Consider the following 24,733-nt stretch of genomic DNA (forward strand, 5'->3'; position numbering starts at 1 on the left):
GTTTCTCGCTTCTCGTTGTGTCTTGTTCGTGGGCGGTCAGTACCAGGTGACCGGATCGGCGGTTCCCCAGCCGTCGATCGAGACCCACGCCCGGCGCCCCGGGTTGCCGTAGTAGCAGCTCAGCTGGACCGTGCCGTTCTCCGGCACGTAGTAAGTGCGCGACCCCCACGTGCCCGCAGCGTCGTCGTTGCAGCGCAGCACGTAGTTGCCGGCGGGGAAATTCGTCACGGTCACGGTCATGTACGCGCAGGAGTACGTCGTGCAGTAGCCGGGCCAGTTGCCCGACGCCCCCTTGCCCGTGACGGCCGTGGGCTTCGGAGCATCCACCGTCCGTGCCGAGTCCGACACGACCGCACTCCACTGCCCGGCGGCATCCTGTGCGCGCGCGTCGATCCGGTGCGTCTCGCTGTAGCCGTAGTTGGCCGACGTCGAGCCGTTGTTCGCCACGTTCTGCCAGCCGCCGCCGTCGATGCGGATCTGCATCTGCGTGATGGCGCGGCCGTTGGGCGACGGCGGGCTCCACGAGTACGTGATGGAACGTCCGTTGGCGTTCGCCTTGACCGTGGGGTTGCCGACCGGTCCGTAGGGTCTCACGGTGTTGGACGCGGCGGAGGGTGCACCGGGCTCGCTCGCACCGCTGACGGTCGACACCGCGCGGACGCGGACCGAGTAGTCCGTGCCGTTGGCCAGCCCGCCGATCACGCCGTTGCCGGCCAGGGCCTGCCAGCCGCCGTTGTTCACCGACGCCTGATAGCCGACCTCACCGGGGTTGGCGCCGTTGAGCGCCCCCGGCTGGTACGTGACGGTGAGCGAGCGGTCGCCCTCCTTCGCGCTGACGTTCGTCGGAGCGGCCGGCGCCGTGAAGGCGCGCTGCGGCGCGGAGTTCGGGCTGAACTGTCCCCAGCCGGCCTTGTTCTGCGCGCGGACGCGGAAGGTGTAGTCGGTCGTCGAGGTGTCGACCACGACGGCCTGGCTCGTCTGCCCCGCCGGAACCGGGATGGAGTTCACGAGGGCCGAACCCCGCAGGACGTCGAGCTGGTAGCCCGAGATCGCGTCGCCGTTGTCAGCCGGTGCATTCCATGCCACCTGCATCTGCGCCTGCGAACCCACCGGCTGCAGACGAGCGGTCGTCGGAGCGGCGGCCGCATCGGGGGCTCGCGCCGGGATCTCGCTCACGGACCACGTGCTCCAGCTCGAGGGCTCGGGCGCACGGTTGAGTGCCTGGACACGCACCTGGTAGGCGACGCCGTTCTGGAGGCCGTCCCACACGATCGAGTTGCCGACGACGTCTGTCTTCTGCCCGGCGCCCGACGACGGGGCCGGTGAGATCTCGAGGTTGTACTTCTCGACCGGCGAGCCCGGCGTCGTCGGCGTGACCCACGACACGGTCAGGCTGCGGTCGCCGAACACGAGGGTCGGCGCCGCCGGCGTGTCGGGACGTGCGTCGGGACGAGCCGTCTCGGACGGCGCCGACGGGTCGGACTCACCGACGCGGTTCTCGGCCACGACCGTGAAGTTGTACTCGACGTTGTTCGTCAACCCGTCGAGCGTGCACGTGGTCGCGAGGCACACCTTCTCGTAGTTGCCCGCGGTCGAGGTGACGAGGTAACGCTCGATCTCGGCGCCGTTGTTGGCCGGCGGCGTCCACGACAGCACGACGGTGCGATCCTGCACGCTCGAGACGATCGGCGTGCCCGGAGCGTCGGGCTTGCCCTGCACGGTCAGCCGGATGCGGCCCTCGACCTCGCGGTCGGGGTCACCCGTGGCATCCTGCACGCGGTAGCGGACGACCATCGTGCCGAAGAACTTCGCATCGGGAGTGACCCGCACCTGATCGCCGGCGACTTCGGTGTCACCCTGCCCGGTCTCGAGGACCGCGGTGGTGACCTTCAGCGCCTTGTCCGGGAACGGGTTGACGTCGTTGGCGAGCACCGGCACGGTGATCGTCTTTCCCTGGTGCGCCTCGGGCACGATGTCGTCATTGGCGGTGGGCAGCTCACGGGTCGACGCGATCACGCGGATCGCCACCGTGCCCTCGATCGGCTCGGTCGTGCCGTCCTCGATCTTCAGGCGGATCGTCGCCGCGGTGCCCTTCTTGGTGTCGGCCGCCGCGCTCACGCGCAGCTCGTCGCCCTCGATCGACGCCGTCATGCCGTCGGGCGACCCGCCCACGATCTGGTATTCGATGCGGCCCGCATCCTCGGGGTCGGGGTCCGTGGTCAGGCCGCCGAGGTCCAGCGTCGCCGGATCCTCGCCGGGCGCGACATCCATCTGCCCGTTCACGAACGTCGGCTGCTGGTTCTCAGGCGGCAGCACGGTGATCGGAATGGTCAGTGTCGCCTTCCGGCCTTCGGGGTCGTCGGGCCCCGTGCCGTCGGTCACCTCGAACGTGATGGCGTCCGGTCCGAAGTACCCCTGCGCCGACGTGTAGACGAGCGTCGTCTGGTCCTTGATCAGCGACGAGCCGTCGTTGTGGGCGGCGGTGACCTTGGCGGCCTCGGTGATGACGACCTTGCCGCCGCCCGCCGCACGCACGTACTTCGAGAGGGCCAGCTCGACCGTCTCACCGCTCTTGACCTCGACGGGCTCTGTCGAGACGAGGGTCGGAGGCAGCGAGGACAGCGACGGGACATGGATGAACGCGGATGCCGCGTTCCCGTCGCGGTCGGTGATCGTGTAGGTCACGAGCCGCCCGGCGTCGCCGAGGGTGACGCGCACCTTGCCGTCGGCGAGCACGCGCGAGTTCGTGTCGGCGACCTTCAGCTCGAGGTCGTCCACCGTGCCGTCGGGGTCCTCGTCGTTCGCGAGCACCTCGAGGTCGACGACGCCGTCCTCGACGTCGGCCGCACGCACGTAGTCGTCGCGTGCGATGGGCTTCTGGAGGGGGACGTCCTCCGCGACGGTGATCTGCAGCACCGCTTTCGCCTCGGCGCCGCGCGCATCGCGGATCGTGTACTGCAGCGAGGTCTCGACGGGCTGCGACGGCGACGTGACGACCACGCGGTTGCCCTCGACCTTGGCCTTGAGTCCCGCGACGTCGGGGAGGATCAGGCCGTTCTTGACGATGCCGAACTCGTCGCCGTCGGGGTCGGAGTCGTTCGCGAGCACCGGGACGGCGACCGAGCGCCCGGGGCGCATGATCACCGAGTCCTTGACGGCGTACGGCGCCTGGTTCACGCCCTCGGCGGGCGCGACGCCGACACGGATGGTCGCGGTCGCCTCGGCGCCGAGGCGGTCGCGCACGCGGTAGGTGAAAGTGTCGACGCCCGCGGTGTCGTCGAATGCCTCGTAGACGAAGTGGTCGGCCCCGGTCTCGGTGATCCGCCCCTTGCCGGGCGAGGAGGCGAGCCCGACGAGCTCGACGGAGTCGCCGTCGGAGTCGATGCCGTCCAGCGGCACCGCGATGTTCACGCGGCTCCCGGCGAGCACCCGGGCGGTGATGTCTCGGGGCCGCGGCGCCGCGTTCGTGTCGGCGTTGACGGGGAGCACCTGGATGGTGATGTAGCCGGCGTCCTTCTGCCCGGTGCTGTCGACGGCCTCATAGGTCGCGTAGACCGTGCCGGGCTCATCGGATGCGCGGAACCGCACGGTGTCCTGCGAGACGAAGACCTCGCCGTCCTCGGGCTCGATGAGCGGCGGCACGAGATCGGGCGCGACGTGGATGGTGTCGCCGTTCGGGTGGTAGTCGTTGTCGAGCACCGGGATCGTCACGACATCGCCGGCGCGCACCACGACCTGGTCGTCGTTCGCGACGGGCGGGCGCAGCTGCGCCGGGGCCGGGATCGGGATGACGATGACGTCGCCCTCGGCCGACTGCGAGCCGTTGGAGATGCGGTACGAGATACGCACCTGCTCCGACAGTGCCGCCTGGTCGCTGATGCGGAGGGTCTCGTGGTTCAGCACGGCCACGGCGACGCCCGAGTTCGGCTCGACCGTCACCGACTGCACCACGAGGATGCCGCCGGAAGGGTCGGAGTCGTTCGTCAGGACGTTGACGAGCACCTCGCCACCGCTCGGCAGCAGCGCGACGTCGCGCACGGCGACCGGCGGCAGGTCGGTCTCGCCCTCGGGGATGACGTCGACGCGCACGATGCCGGGGACGCCGGAAGCGCCCGCCGCCACCATGTATTGGACGTAGTAGGTGCCGGGCGTCGCGGAGCGGAACGTGAAGGTCTTGTTGGAGTAGTCGGGCACGATGTCGGCACCGGAGACCGGGTCGACACGTGCCAGGCGCAGCGGCTCGCGCCCCGCTCCGACGTCGTTGGCGAGCGGCGAGACGGTCGCGGTCTGGCCGGTGCGCACGGCGATGTAGTCGGCGTTCGTGACCGGGTCGATGGAACCGACCGGCCGGACATCGAAACGCACGGTGCCGACGGTCACGTCGGAGCCATCCGAGACGGTGATCTCGACGTCCTTGCGGCCCTGTGTGCCGCCGACTGCTCGATAGGTGATCCGGCCGTCCGACGTGAAGTCCGCCTCGTCGCCCTCGGCGGGCTCCACCGAGCCGAGGAACACGTCGTCCCCGTCGGGGTCGATCCAGTCGGGGAGCACGTTGTACGTGATGGTGCCCCCGGCCTCGACGGCCACGGTCGTGACGCGCTTCTGCGTGGGCGGCGAGTTGACGTCCCAGCCGTGGACGGCGAGCGACACCCTCGCGGTGTCGGTGCCGCCGCGCCCGTCGGAGACCTCGTACGTGAAGGAGGTCGAGCCCTGCGCGTCCTCGGGGACAGCGATCTGCAGCGAGCGGCCGTTGTCGACGGACTGGATCTCGCCGACCGACGGCCCGCCGTCGACCACACGCGTCGTCAGGACGTCGCCGTCGGGGTCGCTGTCGTTGTCGAGGATGGGGAGGATCGTGGTGCGGCCCGGGCGCACGCCCAGGTCGTCGTCGTTGGCGTCGGGCGGGGTGTTGATGTCGGAGCGCTCGGGGAGGACGGTCTCGGTCGTCTCCTCGGTCGTCTGCTCGTCGTCCTCGGTCTCCCCCTCGGGCGGGGTCATCTCGTCCCAGTTGTCGACGCGCTGGAGGTCCTCGACGGCCATCCACGTGGCACCGCCGACGACGTCGTTGAGCACCACGACGTCCCGGTTGACACGGAACTTCAGCAGCGACGTCGGCTCGATGCCGTCGATGTCGGCCGCGAGGTCGTCGGCCTCGCCCGCGCAGTCCCGCACGAACCTGCCGGACCCCGTCCACGCGGCGTAGCCGCAGCCGTCGAGCCAGACCGGCGCGGCGGGCGCGCCCTCGGCACCGGCCGTGACGGACTTCGGCTCGGATCCGTCGAACGGCACGCGCACGAAGGCGGATGCCGTGGAGAGCGAGACGGCATCGGATGCCGCGGACGGCTGCTGCAGGACGGCGTTGCGTCCGCCGTCGATCTCGGTCGCGCGGCCGTCGACGATCACGGTGCCGGTGGCGGTGTCGAGCACGGCGGGCTTGTCGCCGACCGCCGTCACCGTGAGCTCCGCGCTGTCGCCGAGGTCGTTGAGTCCGGAGCGAGCCGGTTCCTCGGGGGTGCCGTCCGCGCCGACGCGGATCGTCACCAGCTCGGCGGTCTTCGGCGAGACGGCGTACACGACGCCGTCGACCCCGACGGCGACATCCGCACCCTTGCCGACGTTGGCGGTCGGGTCTGTGCCCTCGATCTGGAACGAGCCGATGCTCGTGCTGGGAACAACCCACAGGTCGCCGGACGCGCGGTCGAGGATGGCGACCGTCTCGCCGCCGAGCGCCACATCGGCGTCGGCGGGCACGCCGGCCGCACCGGAGAGCGCGACCATGGCCGGATCGACCACGCCGACGGAGGAGCCGGCGTCATCGACGACGAGGACGGTGCTGCCCGACTGGAGGATGTCGTACTCGTCGCTCGTGGTGCGCAGAGCCCCGTCGAGCACCTGCGACTCGTGGTTGAAGTGACCGACGAGCAGGCTGGACTGCTTCGTCACCCACACGCCGCCGTCGTGGAGGTCGACCTCGGTGGTGGGCACCCCCTGGTAGACGAACGCGAGCGTCGTGATCGTGACCGCGGCAGCGGTCACCGCGCCTGCCGATGCGAGCGCGCGCGGGCGTGATCGCAGCCATGCGAAAGACCTCATCGAACCTCGGCCTCCTCCGGGGTGTCGTGTGTCTTGTCGTGGCGTGGGACCCCGGCGAGGGGCGTCGCGAGCTCACAGAAGACCTGGGGGAACACTCCAGCCTAACCCGGCGCACGGCGTGCGACGAGACAGGAAGTGTCAACTCAGGAGATCGTATTCCGCCTGATCAGAGAGGATCGATGGGGACAATCACCCATCCTCCGACAGGCTCAGGAAGCGATCAGGTCGCTGCGCGTGTCGACGCGCCGACGTACTCCCGCAGATGCTGGGCCGTCAGCGTCTCTGCGCCCGCGACGAGCTCGGCCGGCGTGCCTTCGAACACGATCGAGCCGCCGTCATGACCCGCACCCGGACCGATGTCGATGATCCAGTCGGCGTGCGCCATCACGGCCTGGTGGTGCTCGATCACGATCACGCTGTTGCCGGCTTCGACGAGGCGGTCCAGCATCCCGAGCATGTTCTCGACATCGGCGAGATGCAGCCCCGTGGTGGGCTCGTCGAGCACGTAGATCGCGCCCTTCTTCGCCATCGAGATCGCGAGCTTGAGGCGCTGCCGCTCGCCGCCCGACAAGGTGTTGAGCGCCTGGCCGAGCGTGATGTAGCCGAGGCCGACGTCGATCATGCGCATCAGGGTCGTGTGCGCCGGGCCCTTCGTGAAGAAGACGGATGCCTCTGCCGCCGACATCGCGAGCACCTCGGCGATGTTCTTCCCGTCGAGGGTGTACTCGAGCACCTCGTCGCTGAAGCCCGACCCCTCGCACAGCTCGCACAGGGTCTCGACGGTCTGCGTGAAGCCGAGGTTCGTGATGATGACGCCGAGGCCCCGGCACGCGGGGCACGCGCCCTCGGAGTTGGCGCTGAAGAGGGCGGGCTTCACGCCGTTGGCCTTCGCGAACGCGGAGCGGATCGTGTCGAGGATGCCGGTGTACGTCGCCGGGCTCGAGCGGCGGTTGCCCTTGATGGGCGACTGGTCGACGACCACGACGTCGTCGAAGCCGGGCACGTTGCCGTGGATGAGCGACGACTTCCCCGAACCCGCGACGCCGGTCACGACGGTGAGGATGCCGAGCGGCACGTCGACGTCGACCTCCTTGAGGTTGTGCTGAGTGGCTCCGCGGATCTCGAGCGCGCCCTTCGCGACCCGCGTCGAGTCCTTGAGGCGCGCGCGGTCGCCGAGGTGACGGCCGGTGATCGTGCCGGACGTGCGCAGACCCTCGACATCCCCCTCGTACTGCACCTCGCCGCCCGCACGGCCGGCGCCGGGGCCCAGATCGACGATGTGGTCGGCGATCTCGATGACCTCGGGCTTGTGCTCGACCACGAGCACGGTGTTGCCCTTGTCGCGCAGCAGCTTCAGCAGCCGGTTCATCCGCTCGATGTCGTGGGGGTGCAGGCCCGCCGTGGGCTCGTCGAAGACGTAGCTGATGTCGGTGAGCGCCGAACCGAGGTGCCGGATCATCTTGGTGCGCTGCGCCTCGCCGCCCGAGAGCGTGCCCGAGGCGCGGTCGAGAGACAGGTAGCCGAGTCCGATGTCGATGAACGACGCGATCGTCTGGCGCAGGCCCACCATGAGCGGCGCGACGGAGGGGTCGTCCACCGTGTCGAGCCACACCGCGAGGTCCGTGATCTGCATGGCCGCGGCATCCGCGATGCTCGTCCCGTTGATCTTCGAAGACCGTGCGCCCTCGTTCAGACGCGTGCCGCCGCAGTCGGGGCAGGGCAGGAACTTCACGGCGCGGTCGACGAACGCGCGGATGTGGGGCTGCAGCGCCTCGCGGTCCTTCTGGAGCATCGACTTCGTGATCTTCGGGACGAGACCCTCGTAGGTCATGTTGATGCCGGCGATCTTGACCTTCGTCGGCTCCTTGTAGAGGAAGTCGGCGCGTTCCTGCTCGGTGTAGTCCTGGATGGGCTTGGCGGGGTCCACGAAGCCGGACTCGGTGAAGGCCTTCACCATCCAGCCGTCGGGGTTGTAGCCGGGGACCTGGATGGCGCCGTCCTTCAGCGACTTGGTCTTGTCGTAGAGCTCGTCGAGGTCGACGTCGCTCACCTCGCCGAGGCCCTCGCAGCGCGGGCACATGCCCCCGGTGATCTCGAACGAGCGGCGCTCCTTGACCTTCTTGCCGCCCTTCTCGAGGGTGATCGCCCCTGCTCCTGACACGGACGGGATGTTGAACGAGAACGCCTGCGGCGAGCCGACGTGGGGCACGCCGATGCGGCTGAACAGCAGCCGCAGCATCGCGTGCGCATCGGTCGCGGTGCCCACCGTGGACCTCGCGTTCGACCCCATCCGCTCCTGATCGACGATGATCGCAGGGCTCACGTTCTCGAGCGCGTCGACCTCGGGGCGGCTCAGCTGCCCCATGAACTGCTGCACGAACGTCGGGTACGTCTCGTTGATGAGGCGCTGCGACTCGTTGGCGATCGTTCCGAACACCAGCGACGACTTGCCCGACCCGCTCACCCCGGTGAAGACGGTGAGCCGCCGCTTCGGGATGTCGACCGACACGTCCTTGAGGTTGTTCTCGCGGGCGCCGACGACGCGGATGACTTCGTGCGAATCAGCGATGTGGGACTCGGATGCCATGCCGACGAGTATGCCCGGGAACCCGGACACCGCGCTTCCTGAATCCTGCTCGATCCGGAGCCACCCCGCGGTTCGGGGCGCACCGCGAACGTTCGGGGCGCACGGCACGCGCCCCGACCGCGCGGCGCGCGCCCCAAACCCGGAAAAGACGGGGATGGATGCTGCGCCTCAGGCCGCGTCGGACTCCGCGGGCTCGATCGCGAAGTTGTCGCGGAAGACGCACGTCGGGTCGTAGGTCGCCTTCACGCGGCGCAGCCGGGTCAGCGTGGCGGGTGGGAAGGCCTCGGCGATCCGCTCCGGCCGCTCGGACGAGTCGAAGCTGAGGTACATGCCGTCGACGTGGTCGGCGAGCGTGCGCCACTGCGCGTCGAGCCGGTCGGGGTGGGATCCGAGCGCGGCGACCGAGAAGTTCGCCGACCGGTGCGCGTACGCGGTCGCGTCCTCGGCCACGTCGGCCACCGCGCCGCCGACCGCGCGGAGCTGGAAGAACGGCACGGCACCGGACTGCAGCATCCGTTCCACCGCCGCAGCGAACGCGGGCGTGACGTGCTCGATCAGACCCGAGCGGCTGTGCGGCTCGCCGGCGCCGTGCTGCGGCCCGAGGTCGGCGTTCGCCATGATCTGCGGGTACGTCGTGAGCTGCACGGACTGCTGCACGAGCGGGGCGAGCTCGGCGAACGGCTGCAACCGGGCGATGATCGTGTCGGGGTCGTCGGAGTCGACGATGCCGTACAGCTGGACGACCTGCGGCTGGCCGGGCCGCGGTCCGCCGGTGAGGAGGAACAGCGTGAGGTCGCGCGGCGACTCCTCGACGATGCGGCCGTAGCCCTCGAGGAACTCCGCGACGTCGTCCACCTGGAACGCGAGCTGCGCGTAGCCGACCTGCCCGACCTCGTCGACCTCGAATTCGAAGGCCGTGACGATGCCGACGTTCGCGCCGGCACCGCGGATCGCCCAGAAGAGGTCGGGATGGGTGGAGGCATCCGTCCGCACGATCGAGCCGTCGGCGAGCACCACCTCGGCGGCGCGCAGGTGGTCGATGGTGAGGCCGTGCTCGCGGGCGAGCAGGCCGATGCCGCCCGCCGTCGCGAGACCACCGACCCCCACGCCGCCGTAGTCGCCCGACGTCAGCGCCCAGCCGTGCTCGCCCAGCGCCGCGGCCACCTGTGCCCAGCGCGCGCCCGGCCCGATGCGCACGAGCCGGCGGTCGGCGTCGAACACCTCGATCTCGTCGAGACTGCGGAGGTCGATCACGATGCCGCCGTCGTTGGTGCTGCGGCCACTGATGCCGTGGCCGCCGCTGCGCACCGCGAGGGGAAGCTCGGGATGCCGGCGCGCGAAGGCGAGCGCCTCGGCGACCTGCTCGGACGACGAGGGCTGCAGCACGAGGCCGGGGCGTCCGCCGCGCATGTAGGTGGCGCGCACGTCGCCGTAGTCGAAGTCTCCGGGCTCGATCGCGCGGAGGCCGGCCGGCACGTCGTCGTACGCGATGCCGTCACGGCGGGCGGCGAGCGCCGCCGCCGACCGCACCGGCGCGGCGTCGACCCCGCGGGTCCCGCGTTCGGCGGTCACGAGCTCGCGCACGGCAGGGGCGACGTCCTCGCCGAAGCGCTGGAGCAGGTTCGGGTCGTCGGCCGCGATGATGAACGTGCCGATGCCGTCGTCGATCGCGAGGCGGGCCAGGCGCTCGGCGAACTCCTGCGGATCGGCGGCGAGCTGCCCGATGTTGAGCAGGCGCCGGACCTCGCGCGGGTCGCGGCCGGCCGACTCCGCGGCCTCGTCGATCGCGGCGTTGCCCTTCGCGAGGTCGCCCGGCTGAAGGTAGCCGAGCGACGGCAGCCATCCGTCGCCCTTGCGGCCGGTGAGCGCGAGCATGCGCGGCTTGTACGCGCCGATGTGGATCGGGATGTCGTGCGCCGGCCGCGGTCCGCGCTTCGCGCCGTGCACGGGGTGGAACTTCCCGTCGGTGAACACACCCCGGCGCTCGTCGGTGCGCCACAGCTCGCGGATGAGGTCGATCGCCTCCCCCAGCGCCGTCACCGCCTGACCCGGAGTGAGCCTCGTGCCGCCCATCGCCTCGATCGCGTCCCAGAAGCCGCCGGCGCCGAGGCCGAGGTCGAACCGCCCGCCCGACAGCAGGTCGATGCTCGCGGCGGCCCGGGCCACGACGGCGGGCGGGCGCAGCGGCACGTTCAGCACGTTGGGCGCGATGCGGATGGACGAGGTGCGTGCCGCGACGAACGACATGAGCGTCCACGTGTCGAGGAACGCGGGCTGATACGGGTGGTCCTGGAACGTGACGAGATCGAGACCGGATGCCTCGGCCACCTGCGACAGCAGCACCGGCGCCTCAGGGGTCGCGGCAGAGGGGGTGATGAAAGCGCCGAACTCGAGCGCGTGTCCGTAGTCCACGATCCATTCGAACGCATGGGGTGCGCTCGTTGTTCCTCGGGCGTCAGCCGACGCGCCAGCACCCGTCGACGTGGTCGTCCACCATGCCGGCGGACTGCATGAGCGCGTACATCGTGGTCGGCCCGACGAAGCGGAATCCGCGCCCCCGCAGCGCCTTACTCATCGCCTCGGCCTCGACGGTGATCGCGGGCACCTCGGCGAACGTCGCCGGGCGCCGATGGTCCGCCGGCGCGAAGGACCACATGAACGCGTCGAGCTCACCGGGCTCGAGGTCGAGCACCAGCCGCGCATTGGAGATCGTGGCCTCGATCTTCGCGCGATTGCGGATGATCCCGGCATCCGTCATCAATCGCGCGATGTCGTCCTCGCCGAACGCCGCCACGACCTCGGGGTCGAACCCCGCGAACACCTCGCGGAACCGCGGGCGCTTGCGGAGGATCGTGATCCACGACAACCCCGCTTGGAACCCCTCGAGGCTCATCTTCTCGAAGAGCGCGCGGTCGCCGTGCAGCGGCACCCCCCACTCGTCGTCGTGGTAGCGGGTGTACTCGGAGTCGTCGCCGACCCACGCGCAGCGCGCGCGGCCGTCGGCGCCGAGGCGGACGTCGGTGCTCACCGCGCCAGCCTAGGCTCCCCCGCCGACGTCGGTCTCCCGAGCCCGCGGCGGCCCGCGTTCAGCCGCCCGACATCCGCTCGATTCCCGGATGCCGCCTCCGTCGCTTACCTTGGAATGTCGGGCTGTTCGGGTCCGCGCAGCTGGGAGGCAGGACCATGAAGATCGTCGCATCGGCGGATTGGCGGGACTCGGTCCCCTTCGAGAACCCCGTACTCCTCGCAGACGTGGTCCCGGGCGAGCCGACGCGCTGCTTCTCGTGCGGCCCCGAGTCGGAGCTGCTGCCGCGCACCGAGCTGTGGGCGTACAAGCACCGGCACCCCAAGAACCACGACGGCTACGTCCGCTTCTACTGCGCGTACCACGTCCCCGCCGCCGCGATCGTCCCGCAGCCGGTGGCAGCCGCGCCGGCGGCACGCGCGAAGTCGTCGTCTCCTCGGGCCGCCGCCGAACGCCGCGTCGCCAAGCCGGTCGTCCCCGAGCGCGTGCGCGCGATGTGCCCGAACTGCTTCATCGAGGTCTCCGCGACCGGCGAGTGCGGCAACTGCGGCTGGTCCGCTTCCTGACCCGAGGCCGATCCTCGATTGAGGATCGTTGCCGAGATGCGGAGCTGTCGGCACAGCCCAGCCCGCATCCCGGCTCCGCTCCTCAGCTGAGGACGCCGGGTCGCACGGTGAGCCGCGCCGTCACTTCTTCTTGAGCGACTTCTCCGACACCGGCGCCGCGCCCGACGCGGCGAGCGCGCGGTAGTACTCGCGCGCCTCGTCCTGGCGCTTGCGCTCGGCGCCCGACGCGATGGGTGCGCGCACGTGCTCGGGCGCGAAGCCGTAGGCGTCGACGAGATCCTGCGCGTGCGGACGCAGCCGCGCCGCGAGACGATCGATGTAGCGGGAGACGGATGCCGCGCGCTGGGTCGAGAGCCGGCCGTTGATGATGTACCAGGCAAGGTGCTTCTCGATGAGGTGCAGCCCGAACAGGTCGCGCAGCCACGTCAGCACCTGCTTGGTGCCCTCGTCCGAGACGCGGTTCACACCGTCGGTGAAGGCCTCCCACTGCAGCAGCTCGCCGTGCGCGCGGGCGGCTTCGATGAGTTCCGCCTGGTGGCTGTTGAACAGGGCGGCGGCCTCGGCCGGCGACAGCTTCGACGCGGGACGCAGGGCGGTCGCGACATCCGCCACCATCTGCTGCACCCGGCCGGCGAGCAGCTCGTGCTGCTGGTCGGTGCGCAGGCCCAGCTCGATCGAGCGCGCGGTCGAGCCGAAGTCGGTCACCGTCTGCCCGAACTGGCGCAGGCCGGCGCCGTGGAACACCTTGCCCGCGGTCTGGCCGACGGCGAAGCGGGCCAGCTTCGCAGCATCCGCCCCCTTGAACTGCTTGGCATAGTCCGACAGGAGTCGCTTGCCGACCAGCTGGAGCAGGACGTTGTTGTCGCCCTCGAAGGTGACGTAGACGTCGAGGTCCTGGTGGAGGCCGACCATGCGGTTCTCGGCGAGGAAGCCGGAGCCGCCGCAGGCCTCGCGGGCCTCCTGGATCGTGCTCAGCGCGTTCCACGTCGACAGCGGTTTGAGCGCCGCCGCGAGGGTCTCGAGGTCCTCGCGCTCCTCGGGGGTGTCGGTGCGGCCCGAGAAGACCGCGTCGAACTTCTTGAGGAGCTCGTCGTGGCTGAAGAACTGGGCGTAGTTCTGCGCGAGGAGCGGCAGCAGGCGCCGCTGGTGCTTGCCGTAGTCGAGCAGCACGACCTCTTCGGTGCCGGCGCCCGAGTCGAACTGGCGGCGCTGGTTGGCATAGGTGAGCGCGATGTGGAGGGCGAGCGCGGTGCCGGTGGTCGCGGCGCCGTCGAGCGACACGCGGCCCTGCACGAGCGCGCCGAGCATCGTGAAGAAGCGGCGGCCGGGCGTCGGGATGTCGGAGGTGTACGAGCCGTCGGCGGCGACCTGGCCGTAGCGGTCGAGCAGGTTGAAGCGGGGCACCCGCACCTGGTCGAACGCGAGCCGGCCGTTGTCGATGCCGTTGAGGCCGCCCTTGACGCCGTCGTCCTCGCTGATGATGCCCGGGAGCATCGCGCCCTCGTCGTCGCGGATCGGCACGAAGAAGCAGTGCACGCCGTAGTTGACGCCGCCCGTGATGAGCTGTGCGAACACCGTCGCGGCCTTGCCGTGCAGCGCCGCGTTGCCGAGGTAGTCCTTGTACGCGCCGCGGAACGGCGTGTGGATCACGAACTCCTCGGTCTCGGGGTCGTAGGTCGCGGTCGTGCCGATGGACGCGACATCCGAGCCGTGTCCGGTCTCGGTCATCGCGAACGCACCCGGGATCGAGAGGTCGGTGATGCCCGGCATCCACTTGTCGTGGTGCTTCTCGGTGCCGAGCTGGAAGACGGCCGAGCCGAACAGACCCCACTGCACGCCGGACTTGATCTGCAGGCTGGGGTCGGCGAGCACGAGCTCCTGGAAGCCGGCGAGGTTCGCGCCGTTGTCGTTGATGCCGCCGAACTTCTCGGGCATCGCCCGGCGCGAGCCGCCGTGCTCGACGAGCAGGTGCAGCTGCGTCAGCACGCGCTCGCGGTGCTCGGGCATCGACTGCCCTTCGATGCGCCAGAACGCGGGGTCCTTGATCATCTCGCGGGCCTCACGGCGGGTCGCGCCCCACGTGCCGAGCAGCAGATCGGTGACCGCAGCGATGTCGATACGGGGATCGGATGCCTCGGCCGCGGTGTGCGGAGCGGTCGGGGCTCCTCCGGCGGGCGTGTTCTTGTGGACGGCGGGCTTCTTGGTGCGGACGGCGGCGTCAGCCATGTGCATCACCTCTCGGTGCGACGGGAAGGATCAAGTTCCCTTCGACCGTAGGACTCCGACAACGTCCTCTCAAAGCCTCTGGTGAATGTCCACAAGGCCGGAGCGACACGGGTGACGGATGCGTTGTGCGAGACGCACAGCCGGGGCGCCTCCGGACGCCGTGTCGGGGGTGTTCGGGCAGGACCGCGCGTACGTCCGCGGCGAGGCCTAGGCTCGGGTCATGAGCCCGCCGACGGCGATCACGACCGCGTTCATCCCCGTGCACGATCCGCGAGCGAGCGCGCACTGGTACGCCGATGCGTTCGGCCTCGGCGTCGTCGAAGAGAGCGACGCCTCGAGCGTGCTCGCGGGCTCGCACGGACAGGTGACGCTGATGGGCCCCAAGAGCGGCATCCACGTCGAACCCGGCCTGCCGTGGGCGACGTGCAACTTCCGCGTCGACGATTTCGCCTCCGTCCACGAGCGCCTCGCGCGGCTCGGGGCGCACCCGAGCGACGAGCTCGGCGACCCCGACCGCTGCCTCTTCTTCACCGCGACAGACCCCGACGGGAACACCATCCTCGTCACCGATCGCTGATGACCGAGGCAGCCGTGACCCTCGCCCCGTGGGCGGCGGGCGACCTGCCGCTGCTCGAGCGCGCCAACACGCCGGAGATGATGGCGCATCTCGGCGGACCGGAGACGCCTGAGCAGCTGGTCGAGCGCCAGGAGCGCTACATGAACCTGATGCGCACGGGCGAAGCCGCCATGTACCGCATCGAGCTCGATGGCACGCCGGTCGGCGGCATCGGGTACTGGCAGGTCGACCACGACGGCGAACCCGCGTGGGAGGCGGGTTGGAACGTGTTCTCCGAGTGGCAGGGGCGGGGTCTCGCGCACGCGGCGCTGGGGCTGGTCGTGCGCGAGGTCGCAGATCGGCACGATCGCAGCCTTCTGGTCGCCTACCCCGGCGTCGACAATCCCGCGTCGAACGCACTGTGCCGCGCAGCCGGGTTCGAGCACCGTGGGTCGAGGACGGAGCCGTGGCACGGCCGTGAGCTGTCGTTCAACGTCTGGGTGCTCGACATGTCGCCGCTCGACCTCGACGGCCGCGAGGCCGACCTCGAGGAGCGGTTCGGCGAGGGCGTGCTCGACGAGAAGGTGTGGTGGCCGCACTACCTGCCGCACTGGTCGTCGCGCGAGCGCACCGCCGCCCGCTACTCCATCGCGCCCGACGCGCTCGAGCTCTTCATCGACGCCGACACCGCGCCGTGGTCGCCGGAGTTCGACGGCGACAACCGCGTCTCGCACATCCAGACTGGCCAGTTCGCCGGCGCGCGGGGCGGGTCGATCGGGCAGCACCGCTTCCGCGACGGCCTGGTGGTGCGCGAGGAGCAGCCGGAGCGCCGGCTCCACCTCCCCCGGTTCGGTGTGATCGAGGTCCGCATGGCCGCGGTGCGCCACCCCGACGCGATGGTGGCGTTCTGGCCGATCGGGTTCGAGGACCGGCCGGAGGACTCCGGCGAGATCTGCATCGCCGAGATCTTCGGCAGCGAGATCGACGATGAAGGCGGGTGGGTCGGTGTCGGGGTCAAGCGCCAGCACGATCCGCGCCTGCGCGACGACTTCGAGAAGGTCCGTGTCGAGGGCGATCTCACGGAGATGCATGACTACGCCGTCGAGTGGACGCCCGACGCGGTGCGGTTCTTCATCGACCACCGCTGGGTGAAGACCGTGCATCAGACGATGGACTACCCCGTGCAGCTCATGCTCGACCTCTACGAGCTTCCGCGCGCCGACGGCGTCCGCGACACCGCGGCGCTCCCCCACACGCTCCGCGTCGAGCGGGTGCGCACGTTCCCGCCGCTCTGACCACCGGGCACCCCGGCCTCAGAAGAGCCCGACGATGCGCCCCTCGTCGTCGACGTCGATGCTGTTCGCGGCGGGCTTCGCCGGCAGCCCGGGCATCGTCATGATGTCGCCGCAGATCATCACGACGAACCGCGCGCCGGCGGCGAGGCGCACCTCGCGGATGTCGACGACGTGGCCCGTCGGCGCTCCGCGCAGCTTCGCGTCGGTCGAGAACGAGTACTGCGTCTTCGCGACGCACACCGGGTAGCCGCCGTAGCCCTCGTCCTGCAGGCGCTTGATCTGCGCGCGGACGGCGGTCGACGCGGTGATCTCGGACGCCCCATAGATGCGCGTTGCGATCGCGCTCATCTTGCGCCACAGCGTCGCGTCATCCGGGTACGTGAAGTGCAGCGCATCGACAGGCTCAGCATCAGGTCCCTGCGCTGCGGCCGGTCCCTGAGCTTGTCGAAGGGCGGCCCGTTCGTCGCACAGCCGCACGACCTCGCGCGCCAGGTCCGCAGCCCCCGCGCCGCCGTCGGCGAAATGCCTCGCCACCACGGCCGTGACCCCGACGGACTCGGCGGCCGCGATGAGCGCCGCGGTCTCAGCATCCGTGTCCTCCGCGCGATGGTTGATCGCGACCACCGTCGGGATGCCCCACGTCTCACGGAGGGTCTTCAGGTGCCGCAGGAGGTTGGCGGTGCCGTGCTCGAGGGCGGCGACGTTCTCTTGCGGGAGGTCGGCGACCTCGACACCGCCGTGGAACTTCATGGCGCGCACCGTGGCGACGACCACCGCGACGTCGGGGCGGAGGCCTGTCGTCCGGCAGAGGATGTCGACGAACTTCTCGGCGCCGAGGTCGGCGCCGAAGCCCGCCTCGGTGACGACGTAGTCGGCCATCCGCAGCGCGGAGTCGGTCGCGAGGTACGAGTTGCAGCCGTGCGCGATGTTCGCGAACGGTCCGCCGTGCACGAACGCCGGCGTGTGCTCGAGCGTCTGCACGAGGTTCGGCGCGAGCGCGTCGCGCAGGATCGCGGCCATGGCCCCGTGCGCCTGCAGGTCGCGGGCGCGGATCGGCGTGCGGTCGCGGGTGTAGGCGACGACGATCTCGCCGAGCCGCTCCTTGAGGTCGGCGAGGTCGGTGGCGAGGCAGAAGATCGCCATCACCTCGCTCGCCACGACGATGTCGAAGCCGTCCTCGCGGGGGTAGCCGTTCGATGGACCGCCGAGGCCGATCACGGCGTCGCGGAGGGCCCGGTCGTTGACGTCGAGCACGCGCCGCCAGGTCACGCGACGCACGTCGATGCCGAGGGCGTTGCCGTGGTGCACGTGGTTGTCGATGAGCGCCGCGAGCAGGTTCGTCGCGATCGCGATGGCCGAGAAGTCGCCCGTGAAGTGGAGATTGATGTCCTCCATCGGCACGACCTGCGCGTACCCGCCGCCCGCGGCACCGCCCTTCATGCCGAACACCGGCCCGAGCGCGGGCTCGCGCAGGCAGATCATCGCCCGCTCGCCGATGCGGGTGAGCGCGTCGCCGAGGCCCACGGTGGTCGTCGTCTTGCCCTCGCCCGCGGGGGTGGGCGACACGGCGGTCATCAGCACGAGCCGCCCGCGAGGCTCCTCCTGGAGCGTCCGCAGGTGCCGCAACGACACCTTGGCCTTGAACCGGCCATACGGCTCGAGTTCCTCTTCAGGGATGCCGAGTCCCTCGGCGATCCGGGTGATCGGCCAGAGTTCGGCCTGCTGTGCGATCTCGATGTTGCTCGTGGCCACGCTCGCTCCCCGTTGCGGGCCTCGTCGCCCGCCTCCGTCAGCCTATGCGGGTCGCGCTCACTCGTCGCGGACGCGCACCGAGAGGCACGTCACGCAGCCCTCGAGCTTCTCGAACTCCGTGATCGGCGTGGTGATGACCTCGAGCCCACGTGACCGGTAGAGCTCGGCGGTCTCGGGAGCGTCGGCCGACATGAGCACGGTGGCGTCGTCGAGCACGACGACGGCGGTGCCGTGCTCCTCGGGCACCGCCAGGAAGTCCGGGTAGGCGGCCGGGTCGTCGACGAGCGGCTCGAACCCGACGACCGTGTCGTCGGGAAGCGCGGTCACGCCGCTTTTGAGGTGCAGCACCTTCGAGACGGGCACGCCGACGACGCTCCAGCCGCGCGGCGCGAGCAGGTCGCGCAGCTGCGTGATCCCTTCGTCGTTCGTTCGCAGTGTCCGCCCGACGTACACCGTGCGCCCGATCTTGAGCACGTCGCCGCCGTCGAGCGTGCCCGGCAGCTCGATGGCGCGATACGGGATGCCGGCACCCTCGAGCGTCGACCGCGTCGAGGCGATCTCGCCCCGGCGGGACTCCGCCCCCGGGCTCGTGAGCACCGCGAGGTCGGCGAACATGACGACCGCGTCCTCGATGAACACGCCGTCGGCGTGCTCGTCGGCCGGGGCGACCTCGACGACGTCCCAGCCACGCTGCCGGAACACGTCGACGTACGACTCCCACTGACGCTGCGCGAGCGCGGCATCGACGGGCACGCGCGCGATATGGGTGAGCTCGCCCTCCGCGAGACGGGGCGATGGACGGCGGACGAGAAGGCGCGGCATGGGCGCAAGGCTACCGCCGCGACCCCGGGCGGCAGCATCCGTTCCCCCTTCGCCGTCTGTGATCCCAGACGGCGGTCGGGCGTGCGGGCCTATGCCCGATCCGCCTCGCGCACCAGACTTGGGGGCACTCCGGGCGAGGTGGCCCGGCCACCCCGTGGGGAGTCCGACATGGCCGCACTCGGCGAACAGCTCTTTCGGCGCAAGCCCATCGTCATCCAGCAGAAGCACCACAAGGGCGAGGAGCTCGCCCGGAACATCGGCACCTTCCAACTCATGATGTTCGGCGTCGGCGCGACCGTCGGCACCGGGATCTTCTTCGTGCTGAGCGAGTCGATCCCCGAGGCGGGCCCCGCGGTGATCATCTCGTTCATCGTCGCCGCGATCTGCGCCGGCCTCTCGGCGCTGTGCTACGCCGAGCTCGCGTCGGCGATCCCCGTGAGCGGCTCCACCTACTCGTACACGTACCACGCGCTGGGCGAGATCTGGGCGGTGATCATCGCGGGCTGCGTGCTGCTCGAGTACGGCGTCGCCGTCTCGGCGGTCGCGGTGGGCTGGAGCGGCTATTTCAACGAACTGCTCGAGAACACGCTCGGATTCCGGCTGCCGGATGCCCTGTCGGTGTCGTTCATCCCCGGATCCGATGGCGCGGCGACCGGCGGCATCATCAACCTGCCGGCCGTCGTCCTCGTGGGCCTGTGCTGTCTGCTCCTCATCCGAGGGGTTGCCGAGTCGGCCACGGTGAACACGATCATGGTGCTGATCAAGCTCGGGGTGCTGGCACTGTTCATCGTCCTCGGCTTCACCGCGTTCAACGCCGACCACTTCGAGAACTTCTTCGCGTTCGGCGCCGCCGGCATCAGCGCCGCAGCAGGGACCATCTTCTTCTCGTTCATCGGCCTCGACGCCGTCGCGACGGCGGGCGAGGAGGTGCGCAACCCGCAGAAGGCACTCCCGCGGGCGATCATCGGCGCCCTCATCATCGTCTCGACGGTGTACATCCTGGTCGCGATCGCGGGGCTCGCGGCCGAGCCGGTCGAGTTCTACTCGACCGAGGAGGCCGGTGAGGCGGGCCTCGCCCAGATCCTGGAGAACATCACGGGCAACCCGATCTGGGGCACGATCCTGGCGGCCGGCGCAGTCATCTCGATCTTCTCGGTGACGCTGGTCACGCTGTACGGGCAGACCCGCATCCTGTTCTCGATCTCTCGCGACGGGCTCGTCCCGCGGAAGTTCCTCCACGTCAACGCCAAGACGATGACGCCGATCTACAACACGGTGGTCGTCTCGACGATCGTCGCGATCATCGCCGGCTTCGTCCCGTCCGACTACCTGTGGGACACCGTCTCGATCGGCACGCTGATGGCGTTCAGCGTGGTCGCGCTCGCCGTCATCGTGCTGCGGCGCACGAAACCTGATCTCGAGCGCCCCTTCCGCGTGCCGCTCTACCCCGTGGTGCCGATCCTCACCATCGCCGCGTGCGTCTACATCCTGTCGGGGCTGGCCGCCATCACCTGGGTGATCTTCGGCACCTGGATCGCGATCGTGCTGCTCTACTACTGGTTCTACGGCCGAAAGCACGCGACGCTGAACGACTACACCTCGGAAGAGCAGATCGCCGAGCCGATCCATCCCGAGGACGAGACGTGACGTACCTCGTCGGCTACGGACCGCGAGGCGACGATCGCAGCGCGATCGAACTCGCGTTCCAGTTCGCCCGCTCGCATCCCGAGCCGGTCGTGGCGGTGTCGGTCGTGCCGCAGGGGTGGGGAACCCCTCTCGCCGGCGGCGTCGACCGCGAGTACGAGGAGTGGACAGCGGGCGAAGGCAGGCTGAGTGCGGAGCTCGCCCTGTCGGACTTCGCCCACCACCCCGGGATCCCCGCTGAGGCGGTGTGGGTCGCCGGCAGGTCGGCACCCGCGACCCTGATCGAGCAGGCCGTGGCGCGAGACGCGCGGATGATCGTGGTGGGATCCGCCGAGGAGGCGGAGCCCGGGCGCGTGCGGCTGACCTCGAAGACCGACCGCCTCGTCCACTCCTCGCCCCTGCCGGTGGCCATCGCTCCGCGGAGCTTCCGCACGACGAGCGCGGTCACGAGGGTGACCGTCGGCTTCCGCGACGACGACGCCAGCTGGTCACTGCTGAACCGCGTCGCGGAGTTCAGCAGGCTCGCGTCGGCGCGCATGCGCCTCGTGACGTTCCTCGTGAACCCGGCGCGCCGGCCCGTCACCACCGACATCAGCCACGCGCAGACGCAGGTCATCGAGCTGTGGGGCGTGCAGGCCGCCGCCGCGCTACAGGAGGCGGCAGCGCACCTGAAGACGCTGGGATTCTCGGACGACGAGCTCGAGTACGGCATCGCCGCCGCCGGCGACTGGGGCACGGCGGTGTCGTCGGTCGGCTGGACCGAGGGCGACGTCATGGTCGTGGGGTCGTCGTCGACGCACCGCCTGGCCCAGGTGTTCCTGGGCTCCAGCGCGTCGAAGATCCTGCGCAACGCCCCGGTGCCCGTCGTCGTCGTGCCGGGGACCGGCGCGTAGCCCGGCACAGATTCGGAGACTTTCGGCGACACACCGGGTCACAGCATCCCGAGCCCGCGCGTCGGGCACAGTCTCCGATTCTGTGCGCGGCGAAACGACGAAGGGATGCTGCGCCGCGAGCTCGCAGCGCAGCATCCCCCGTCTCAGCCGGCTAGAGCGAAAGGCCGTGGCCGAAGCGGTACAGCGGGTCGGCGGTGTCGAAGGGCACGTCGGGGCGCGACGCCTCCACGGCCGCCATCGAGCTCGGCACGTCGAACGGCAGCTTGCCGGTCGCCGGGGATCCGCCGGTCAGCACCTCGAGCAGTGCATCGGCATTCGCTCCCCAATTCGCGGTGACGGCGCTCGCGGCCTCGACGATCGGGCCGAGGATCGCGGGGCGATCGAGGAACACGTCCACGACCGTCGGCACGACCGACGACACCGCGCGCACATGGGCGACGACGTCCTCGGGGAAGTCGAGCGACCCCGCGTGGAAGAAGTTCTCGAACATCGAGGCGCGCTGCTCGTAGGGTGCCTGCAGACGCAGGATCGCAGCATCCGCTTCCTCCGGCGTCTCGACGATCTCGCCGTAGCGAGCCGCCGCCTCGGGCGCGATGCCCTCGACGTAGAGCTTCAGGCCGCGGCGCAGCGGCAGCGCTCCGTCGTTCAACAGCACGGCGATCGAGGCGCGCTGCGCGGCCTCGCCCGCGGCGCGGAACTCCGCCGAGCCGACGATGGCGTCGGCCGCCTCGACGTCGACGTACGGGTTCTCGAACAGGCCGAGCTCGAACTTCTCGCGCAGCAGGCGGCGGGCGGAGACGTCGAGGCGCTCCTCGCTCACGCTGCCGTCGCTCACGAGGCCGAGGAGCAGGGACGGGTCGTGCTCGCCGCCGAACTGGTCGGCGCCGGCGTCGAGGATCTTCACCATGCGCTCGGCGGGCGTCAGGTGCTCCACGCCCCACGCACGGGCGGCGAAGTCCGTGCCCATGATCGGCTGGTCGGTGACGAGGCCCCAGTCGGTGCAGACGATGCCGTCGAAGCCGAAGCGCTCGCGCAGCAGTCCCGTGAGCACGCCCTTGTTGAAGCCGAAGCCGACCTCTTCGTACTCGGTGCCGACCGGCATGCCGTAATACGGCATGATCTGGCGGCCACCCGCGGCGAAGATCTCCTCGAACGGCTTGAGGTGCAGCTCGAACTGCCCGCCGGGGTAGACCTGCTCGCGGCCGTAGTCGAAGTGCGGGTCCTCGCCGTCCTTCTGGGGGCCGCCGCCCGGGAAGTGCTTGGTCATCGTGCTCACCGAGCCGGGACCGAACGCGGAGCCCTGGAAGCCGCGCACGTACGCCGCGCCCAGCTCGCCCGCGAGCGCAGCGTCCTCGCCGAACGTCTGCAGCTGGCGTGCCCACCGCGACTCGGTCGCGAGGTCGACCTGCGGGTGCAGAGCCACGCGGATGCCGACGGCCGTGTACTCCTGGCGCGCGATGTCGCCGAAGCGCTGCACCAGGTCCGCGTCACGCGTCGCCGCGAGACCGAGGGGCTCGGGCCACTGCGAGAACGGGCCGGCGAACATCGCGGCGCCCGGGTTGTCGCTGAACGAGTGGCGCGGATCGGTCGAGATCGACACCGGGATGCCGAGACGAGTGGATGCCGCGAGCTCCTGCAGCTTGTTGTGCCAGGCCGCGATGTCACTGGCCTTGGGCGCGACGCCCAGCAGGTTGAAGTGGTTCATGTGGCGGCCGACCACGTACTCGCGGTTGGCCGGGATGCCGAACGCGGAGTCGCCCTCGGAGAGCTCGCCGCCCTCGCCCATGACGATCATCGTCTGGAAGAAGAGGCCGGCCTTCTCCTCCACCGTCATCTCGGCGAGGAGCAGTTCGACGCGCTGCTCAACGGGCAGGCTCGCATCGAGCCAGGGCCGGTTCTCCGGTGCGGCCGGGGTAGCGGCATCCGTTGTCAGAATGTCGGTCATCACTTCACTCCCTTGATGCGGTAGACGAGCACGGCGCCGGCGAGGGACACGAGCGCGCCGAAGAGGTAGTACACGGTGTAGCCGCCGAGGGCGGTGGTCGCGCCGAGGGCGATGATGCCCGGGGCGATGGCGGGGGCGATCGACTGCGGCAGCGCGTTGGCGATGTTGAGCACGCCGAGGTCCTTCGCGGTGTCCTCGCGGTTGGGCAGCACCTCGGTCGCGAGGGCCAGGTCGACCGACATGAACGAGCCGGCGCCGAAGCCGATGATCGCCTGGGCGATGAGGACGACGGCGATGCTCGGGGCGAAGGCGAGGGTCACGAGGCCGACGACCATGATGACGCCGGCGATGGCGACGAACGGGCGGCGCTTGCCGATCTTGTCGGAGAGCACGCCGCCGAGCGGGCCCGAGATGGCCATCGCGACCATCGACGCGAGGTTGGCGATGAGGATCGTCGTGATCGCGGTCTGCTCGTCGAGGCCGAACTTCTCGGTGAGGTAGAAGGGCAGGAATGTCGCGATGCCCGCGTAGCCGAACATCACGAGGAACTTGGTGAGCCAGGTCCAGCCGAAGTCCGGGTGCTTGGCGGGGTTGAAGACGAACGAGCCGAAGAACTGGCCGATCGTGAACCTCTGCGCGGGCTTGTGGTCGAGGCGGCGGTCCTTCAGCACGAGGACGAAGAGCACCGCGAGGACGGTGGCGATGGCCGCCGGCACGACGAAGCGGGCGAAGTCGTCCGACAGGAAGTTGACGAGGAACGAGCCGGCGAGGATGCCGAGCGGCGTGGTGAGCCCCACGATGCCCGACACCTTGCCGCGGCCGGTGACCGGCACCTGGTCGGGGAGCGTCGCGTTGGCCGCGGCGAGCACGGCATTCATCGAGGTCTGCACGAGGCACCAGGCGATGAGCACGACCCACACGGACTCCGCGATGCCGATGAGGGCGAAGCCTCCGAGGCCGACGAGGGTGCCACCGAGGATCCAGGGGCGGCGCATGCCGAAGCGGGAGGTCGTGCGGTCGGACAGGCGGCCGGCGAGCGGGTTGGCGATGAGCGCGAACAGCGCGCCGACGCCCATGATGAGGCCGAGGTTGGCGGTGGCGGTGCCATCGGGCGAGATGTGCTCGACCTTGAAGGCCATCGAGACGAGCACCGGGGTCAGCAGCGCGAGATAGACGCCGAAGTTCACCGCGGCGAGGCCGGGGGTGTAGCCCCGGGGAGTCTTCTCAGGCGTCGTGCCCGGGGCCTTGAAGCCGGTGGTGCCGGCGGCGGCAACCGTCGCGGCGGGCGACATCTCTGTCATCGGAGTCCTTTCTCGGGTGCGACGCGGT

At 70.2% G+C, this 24,733-nt stretch carries 14 protein-coding genes; 5 read left to right on the top strand and 9 right to left on the bottom strand.

Features of this window, described 5'->3' with window-relative positions; translation table 11 throughout:
• Positions 1–36 precede the first annotated feature (36 nt).
• The 4 genes from ACFC1K_RS00470 to ACFC1K_RS00485 all read right to left on the bottom strand — a co-directional run bounded on the left by ACFC1K_RS00470 (position 37) and on the right by ACFC1K_RS00485 (position 11,708).
• A complete protein-coding gene (locus ACFC1K_RS00470; protein ID WP_375869978.1) occupies positions 37–6,036 on the bottom strand; it encodes an Ig-like domain-containing protein in 6,000 nt (1,999 codons plus the stop codon).
• A gap of 277 nt (positions 6,037–6,313) precedes the next feature.
• Positions 6,314–8,680 (bottom strand): ATP-binding cassette domain-containing protein, encoded by a 2,367-nt coding sequence (locus ACFC1K_RS00475; RefSeq protein ID WP_375869979.1) that lies wholly within the window; start codon positions 8,678–8,680, stop codon positions 6,314–6,316.
• Positions 8,681–8,848: 168 nt separating this feature from the next.
• Positions 8,849–11,095 carry an LLM class flavin-dependent oxidoreductase gene (locus ACFC1K_RS00480; RefSeq protein ID WP_375871136.1) on the bottom strand — a complete coding sequence of 749 codons (2,247 nt, stop codon included), beginning with the start codon at positions 11,093–11,095 and terminating at the stop codon, positions 8,849–8,851.
• A 40-nt stretch (positions 11,096–11,135) separates the two neighbouring features.
• The gene (locus ACFC1K_RS00485; RefSeq protein WP_375869980.1) at positions 11,136–11,708 is read right to left on the bottom strand and encodes a DNA-3-methyladenine glycosylase I; all 573 of its coding nucleotides are present in this window, start codon (positions 11,706–11,708) and stop codon (positions 11,136–11,138) included.
• A gap of 155 nt (positions 11,709–11,863) precedes the next feature.
• Between ACFC1K_RS00485 and ACFC1K_RS00490 the strand changes: the two genes are divergently transcribed.
• Entirely contained in the window at positions 11,864–12,271 is a 408-nt protein-coding gene (locus ACFC1K_RS00490) for a glucose-6-phosphate dehydrogenase (protein WP_375869981.1), read from the top strand.
• A 120-nt stretch (positions 12,272–12,391) separates the two neighbouring features.
• Here ACFC1K_RS00490 and ACFC1K_RS00495 read toward each other — a convergent pair whose 3' ends face one another.
• Positions 12,392–14,497: an acyl-CoA dehydrogenase gene (locus tag ACFC1K_RS00495; RefSeq protein WP_375869982.1), complete on the bottom strand. Its 2,106-nt coding sequence runs from the start codon at positions 14,495–14,497 to the stop codon at positions 12,392–12,394.
• Between the two features lie 220 nt (positions 14,498–14,717).
• Between ACFC1K_RS00495 and ACFC1K_RS00500 the strand changes: the two genes are divergently transcribed.
• Positions 14,718–15,074 (top strand): VOC family protein, encoded by a 357-nt coding sequence (locus tag ACFC1K_RS00500; protein WP_310287568.1) that lies wholly within the window; start codon positions 14,718–14,720, stop codon positions 15,072–15,074.
• Positions 15,074–16,348: a GNAT family N-acetyltransferase gene (locus ACFC1K_RS00505; RefSeq protein ID WP_375869983.1), complete on the top strand. Its 1,275-nt coding sequence runs from the start codon at positions 15,074–15,076 to the stop codon at positions 16,346–16,348. The genes ACFC1K_RS00500 and ACFC1K_RS00505 overlap by 1 nt, the downstream gene beginning before the upstream one ends.
• A gap of 18 nt (positions 16,349–16,366) precedes the next feature.
• Here the strand turns inward: ACFC1K_RS00505 and ACFC1K_RS00510 are convergent, their stop codons facing one another.
• Positions 16,367–18,100, bottom strand: coding sequence for a formate--tetrahydrofolate ligase (locus ACFC1K_RS00510; RefSeq protein ID WP_375869984.1), 1,734 nt, complete (start codon positions 18,098–18,100; stop codon positions 16,367–16,369).
• Between the two features lie 57 nt (positions 18,101–18,157).
• Positions 18,158–18,922, bottom strand: a complete 765-nt coding sequence (gene ddaH / locus ACFC1K_RS00515) for a dimethylargininase (protein WP_375869985.1) — start codon at positions 18,920–18,922, stop codon at positions 18,158–18,160.
• 168 nt (positions 18,923–19,090) lie between these two features.
• On the opposite strand from ddaH, the gene ACFC1K_RS00520 reads away from it, so the two are divergent.
• The gene (locus ACFC1K_RS00520) at positions 19,091–20,569 is read left to right on the top strand and encodes an amino acid permease (RefSeq protein WP_310287559.1); all 1,479 of its coding nucleotides are present in this window, start codon (positions 19,091–19,093) and stop codon (positions 20,567–20,569) included.
• The gene (locus ACFC1K_RS00525; protein WP_375869986.1) at positions 20,566–21,459 is read left to right on the top strand and encodes a universal stress protein; all 894 of its coding nucleotides are present in this window, start codon (positions 20,566–20,568) and stop codon (positions 21,457–21,459) included. The genes ACFC1K_RS00520 and ACFC1K_RS00525 overlap by 4 nt, the downstream gene beginning before the upstream one ends.
• Positions 21,460–21,610: 151 nt before the next feature.
• Here the strand turns inward: ACFC1K_RS00525 and ACFC1K_RS00530 are convergent, their stop codons facing one another.
• Both ACFC1K_RS00530 and ACFC1K_RS00535 read right to left on the bottom strand, forming a co-directional pair.
• Entirely contained in the window at positions 21,611–23,404 is a 1,794-nt protein-coding gene (locus ACFC1K_RS00530) for a glycoside hydrolase family 3 protein (RefSeq protein WP_375869987.1), read from the bottom strand.
• Positions 23,404–24,705: an MFS transporter gene (locus ACFC1K_RS00535; protein WP_375869988.1), complete on the bottom strand. Its 1,302-nt coding sequence runs from the start codon at positions 24,703–24,705 to the stop codon at positions 23,404–23,406. Before ACFC1K_RS00535 ends, ACFC1K_RS00530 begins: the two co-directional genes overlap by 1 nt.
• Positions 24,706–24,733 lie beyond the last annotated feature (28 nt).

The organism is Microbacterium sp. NPDC056057 (genome assembly GCF_042266945.1).
Lineage (GTDB): Bacteria > Actinomycetota > Actinomycetes > Actinomycetales > Microbacteriaceae > Microbacterium > Microbacterium trichothecenolyticum_C.

Bases quoted from the DNA above. Each gene is read 5' to 3' on its own strand.
- ACFC1K_RS00475 (WP_375869979.1), bottom strand. From the start codon at position 8,680: ATGGCATCCGAGTCCCACATCGCTGATTCGCACGAAGTCATCCGCGTC.
- ACFC1K_RS00490 (WP_375869981.1), top strand. From the start codon at position 11,864: ATGAAGATCGTCGCATCGGCGGATTGGCGGGACTCGGTCCCCTTCGAG.
- ACFC1K_RS00495 (WP_375869982.1), bottom strand. From the start codon at position 14,497: ATGGCTGACGCCGCCGTCCGCACCAAGAAGCCCGCCGTCCACAAGAAC.
- ACFC1K_RS00500 (WP_310287568.1), top strand. From the start codon at position 14,718: ATGAGCCCGCCGACGGCGATCACGACCGCGTTCATCCCCGTGCACGAT.
- ACFC1K_RS00505 (WP_375869983.1), top strand. From the start codon at position 15,074: ATGACCGAGGCAGCCGTGACCCTCGCCCCGTGGGCGGCGGGCGACCTG.
- ddaH (WP_375869985.1), bottom strand. From the start codon at position 18,922: ATGCCGCGCCTTCTCGTCCGCCGTCCATCGCCCCGTCTCGCGGAGGGC.
- ACFC1K_RS00520 (WP_310287559.1), top strand. From the start codon at position 19,091: ATGGCCGCACTCGGCGAACAGCTCTTTCGGCGCAAGCCCATCGTCATC.
- ACFC1K_RS00530 (WP_375869987.1), bottom strand. From the start codon at position 23,404: ATGACCGACATTCTGACAACGGATGCCGCTACCCCGGCCGCACCGGAG.
- ACFC1K_RS00535 (WP_375869988.1), bottom strand. From the start codon at position 24,705: ATGACAGAGATGTCGCCCGCCGCGACGGTTGCCGCCGCCGGCACCACC.